This window comes from Amnibacterium sp., from assembly GCF_051956055.1.
Taxonomy (GTDB): Bacteria; Actinomycetota; Actinomycetes; order Actinomycetales; family Microbacteriaceae; genus Amnibacterium.
Genome location: NZ_JBQCGC010000088.1, coordinates 1 through 2,639 on the forward strand (window position 1 = coordinate 1; position 2,639 = coordinate 2,639).

Annotated in this window: 2 protein-coding genes; both read right to left on the minus strand. The window is 73.9% G+C overall.

Annotated elements, in window-relative coordinates; all coding sequences use genetic code 11:
• Positions 1-271 precede the first annotated feature (271 nt).
• On the minus strand, positions 272-1,288 hold the full coding sequence (locus ACTHLI_RS12675) for a hypothetical protein (RefSeq protein ID WP_440184202.1): 1,017 nt from the start codon (positions 1,286-1,288) through the stop codon (positions 272-274).
• The gene (locus tag ACTHLI_RS12680; protein WP_440184205.1) at positions 1,285-2,520 is read right to left on the minus strand and encodes a hypothetical protein; all 1,236 of its coding nucleotides are present in this window, start codon (positions 2,518-2,520) and stop codon (positions 1,285-1,287) included. The genes ACTHLI_RS12675 and ACTHLI_RS12680 overlap by 4 nt, the downstream gene beginning before the upstream one ends.
• Positions 2,521-2,639 lie beyond the last annotated feature (119 nt).

Sequence of the window (2,639 nt, forward strand, 5' to 3'; positions counted from 1 at the left end):
TCAACTCCGCGACATTCGCGCCCTCATCGACGAACTGATACCCCTCACGCATACACGCAGCAAGCAACCCCAACCGCACCGACTCGTGATCATCCACAACGGCGACCCGCACCACATCAGTGGCACTCTCAGCATGCGCGATCGACACGACCGGCCTCCTCCTCCTGCGCGTGGCGTCCCCCGAAGGACGCCGCGAGTGTAGTTGCGGGGGTCACCGGCGCTGCGGCGCCCACCCCGGTTCGAGCCGCCCCCAGACCTGGGGTGCGGCCCGTCATGCGAGCACCGGCCGATCGAGCTCGAGCCACAGGTCGACCTGCTCCTCGCCGTCGTCGATGCCGAGCGCGGCGGCGACGGGGTCGCTCGACATCGCGACGACGGTGATCGCCTTGTCCGAGTCGCGCGGGGCGGTGCGGATGATGATCCGATCGGAGACGAGGCCGTCGATCGCGGCGGCGACCCGCTCGAGCAGCGGGTCGAGCACGGCGACCGGGATGTCGTCGACACCGCCGTCGTCGTTCACCTGCACGAGCGCCCCGCGCCGCCGATGCGCGATGACCTGCTCGCGCACCGCGTCGTTCAGCAGGCGGCGGCCGCGGATCTCGTCGCGGATCGTCTGCTCGAGCAGCCGGCACTCGAACCGGTCCTGATCGGTCAGGCCGCGCTCGGCCGTGGCGATGCGCTGCAGCATCCCGGAGGCGAGCCTGGCGGTGGTGGCGAGGCGCACCTGCCGCTCGGTGTGGTACGCGGCCTGCGCCGCCTCCCACTCGAGCGTCTCCAGCTCCGCCACGGAGAAGGAGCTCAGGTGGTGCTCGGTTCGGGCGACCGCCCAGCCGCCCGCGGCCATGACCGTGATGAGCAGCGCGGCCGCGACGACGCCGAACCCGTTGAGGGCGTCGAGGCCGCCCCACGCGAAGGTGTGGACGAGCAGCGCCGCGAGCAGCACCCAGGCCGCGGCGGCGCGGCGGCGCCACAGCAGCATGACGACGAGGCAGGAGACCCCGGAGACGTACCAGGCTCCGCTGCTGTAGCTGTCGCGCACCGGGTCGAGGCCGGCGGAGCCGAGCAGCGGCAGGCTCAGCCCGCAGCCGAGGATCACCGCCGTCGAGGGCAGCGAGGCACGCCCGGCGCGCGCGATGCACAGCCCGAACGCGATGCCGAAGAGGCCGAGCGCGATCAGGTTCGTGAGCGGCGAGCGGCCGATCGCGATCCACAGGATCGCGTAGGCCGCGGTGTAGGCGGCGACGGCGGAGGCGATGCCCGCGGAGAACCACCTCGGGACGACGATCACGCCGGCACCTCGGTCGGCTCCGGGCGGGGCGCGGTGCCGGTCACGACGACCGAGCCCCAGCTGAGGGTGACCGTCGTGCCGACCGCCGGCTCCGAGCGGATGTCGGCGCGACCGTCGATGCTCCGCATCAGCTCGGCGGCGACGCGGAGCAGCGCCGCGCGCTCGTGCTCGGGTTCGGCGGGGTCGAGCGGGGCGCCGTCGTCCGTGACGACGATCCGCAGCCCGTCCGGGCCGAGCTCGCTCATCCGGATCGAGCGCGTGGTCGCGCCCTCCGCGTGCAGCTGACCCGCCTCGATCGCGTGCAGCATCGCGTCGACCACCGCATCCGCGGCCGAGACGGGCACGACGAGGTCGCGCAGCGCACCGACCTCCTGCACCTCCCAGCCGGGCAGGAGCGGGGCGAAGCGGTCGGCCGCATCGCTGAGCGCCTTGCCGAACGGCACACCGTGGCCGGTGTCGGAGGCGCGGCTGACGTGCGCGAGCACGCGGAGCGCGTTCGCGGCCATCCGCCGCGCGAGCCGCTCCGCCTCCTCGTCCCTGGCGGCCGCGGCCGCGAGGAAGGTGGTGAGCACGGAGTCGTGCACGAGGGCGTCGGTCCGCACCCGCTCGCTCTCGGTGGCGTCGTCGAGGCGCGAGCGGCCGTAGCCGGCGAGCGCGGCCTGCTGGGCGCGGTCGGCTCGCGCCACGCCGTGCCGCACGGCGGCGATCAGGATCACGAGCGCCACGGAGATCGCGATGCCGAACAGCCCGTTCGCGAACGCGTCCGCTGGGCCGAGGCCGCCACGGGTCACGAGGAGCAGGGCGATCACGACGCTGAGCAGGACCGAGCCCGCGACGGGCGCCGCGTGGCGGCGGAACGCGACCGTCAGGTAGGCGGCCTCCACCGGCAGCACGCCGATGAACCAGGGCATCGGGGTGTCCGGCACCGGGGCGCGGATCGACCACGGCCAGACGACCACGGCGGCGGCGAACACGATCGCTGCGGCCAGGAAGAGGCTGCGCGCGCGGGACGGCACCAGGCCCGCGACGGTACCGAGCAGCACGGACGCCGCGACGAGCGCGACGGCGGCGCCGCCGAGCGGGCCCGCCATCGTCGGCCAGTCGACAACGAGGGCGTCGAGCGTCTGCAGCGCGTAGAGCAGGCCGAACGCCGCGACGATCACGCCGAGGTAGCGCTGGAACCGGATCGCGCCGACGTGGGCGATCGACGGGCCGCGGGTGTCAGTCGTCATGGACGGGGGTGTCGGGATCGAGTCCGGGCAGGATCCCGTCCTCCACCGCCCGACGCAGCAGATCCACCTTCGTCGGCGCCGGACGCCCCACCTCGACGTACTTCACCCGGATCCGATCC

What these genes read in the sequence shown, in the direction of transcription:
- ACTHLI_RS12680 (WP_440184205.1), bottom strand. Translation starts at nt 2,520, where the DNA reads ATGACGACTGACACCCGCGGCCCGTCGATCGCCCACGTCGGCGCGATC.